Raw genomic sequence first — 1,576 nt, 5'->3', positions numbered from 1 at the left:
GGGACCCACCTGGTCCGGGTGGACCGCACCATGACACCCTGGGAGCCGCGCAACCAATCCAATCCCGGCCCCGGCCCCGCCCGCCGGGGCCAATCCGACGAAGGTGGACCGGACGCCATGGCTCAGTGGACCTCAGCGGTCGGCACCGCGCAGCTCGCCCGGCTGATCACCTCCCAGCAGGAGCGCCCCGCCGTGCCCGGCGCGCGCAAGGCCCCCGCGTACCGCACCCTCGCCGACGGCATCCGGCTGCTCGTCCTGGAGGGGCGCGTCCCCGTCGCCGCCCGGCTGCCCGCCGAGCGCGAGCTCGCGGTCGCCCTCTCCCTCAGCCGCACCACCGTCGCGGCCGCCTACGAGGCCCTGCGCACGGAGGGCTTCCTGGAGTCCCGCCGCGGCGCCGGCAGCTGGACCTCCGTACCGGCCGGCAACCCGCTCCCGGCCCGCGGCCTGGAGCCGCTGCCGCCCGAGTCCCTCGGCTCCATGATCGACCTCGGCTGCGCCGCCCTCCCCGCCCCCGAGCCCTGGCTGACCAAGGCCGTCCAGGGCGCCCTGGAGGAGCTCCCGCCGTACGCCCACACCCACGGCGACTACCCGGCCGGCCTGCCCGCCCTGCGCCGGATGCTCGCCGACCGCTACACCGAGCGCGGCATCCCCACCATGCCCGAGCAGATCATGGTCACCACCGGGGCCATGGGCGCCATCGACGCCATCTGCAGCCTCTTCGCCGGCCGCGGCGAGCGGATCGCCGTCGAGTCCCCCTCCTACGCCAACATCCTCCAGCTGATGCGCGCCGCCGGAGTCCGCCTCGTGCCCGTGGCCATGGGCGGCGGGCTCAGCGGCTGGGACATGGACGTCTGGCGGCAGGTGCTGCGCGACTCGGCCCCGCGCCTGGCCTACGTCGTCGCCGACTTCCACAACCCGACCGGGGCCCTCGCCTCCGAGGAGCAGCGCCGGGCCATGGTCGAGGCCGCCCGCTCCGCCGGCACCGTCCTGATCGCCGACGAGACGATGGCCGAGCTCCAGCTGGACCCGGAGCCGGCCATGCCGCGCCCGGTCTGCTCCTTCGATCCGGCGGGCTCCACGGTGGTCACCGTCGGCTCCGCCAGCAAGGCGTTCTGGGCGGGCATGCGGATCGGCTGGGTCCGGGCGGCCCCCGACGTCATCCGCAGCCTGGTCGCGGCCCGCGCCTACGCCGACCTCGGCACCCCGGTGCTGGAGCAGCTCGCGGTGAACTGGCTGATGCGGACCGGGGGCTGGCAGGAGGCCGTCGGGATGCGCCGCGCGCAGGCCCGGGAGAACCGGGACGCGCTGGTCGCCGCCGTGCGCCGGGAGCTGCCCGACTGGGAGTTCGAGGTGCCGGGCGGCGGGCTGACGCTGTGGGCGCGGGCCGGCGGGCTGTCCGGGTCGCGGCTGGCGGAGGTGGGGGAGCGGGTCGGTGTCCGTGTCCCCTCGGGCCCCCGGTTCGGGGTGGACGGGGCCTTCGAGGGCTACGTCCGGCTGCCGTTCACGGTGGGCGGGCCGGTGGCCGACGAAGCCGCCGCGCGCCTGGCCGCGGCGGCCCGTCTGGTCGGTACGGGGG

The 1,576-nt window shown here is 76.8% G+C and carries 1 protein-coding gene; it reads left to right on the top strand.

Annotated elements, in window-relative coordinates:
• Nucleotides 1-117: 117 nt before the first annotated feature.
• The coding region (locus tag ACFVXK_RS38615) for a PLP-dependent aminotransferase family protein (RefSeq protein ID WP_389622076.1) at nt 118-1,576 on the top strand (1,459 nt) is incomplete at its 3' end.

Origin of the sequence: Streptomyces sp. NPDC058157 (assembly GCF_042884105.1) — a bacterium.
In the GTDB taxonomy this organism is placed as follows: domain Bacteria; phylum Actinomycetota; class Actinomycetes; order Streptomycetales; family Streptomycetaceae; genus Streptomyces.
The sequence above is the reverse complement of the archived record's forward strand: the minus strand, read 5'-3'. Positions and strand labels throughout refer to the sequence as shown.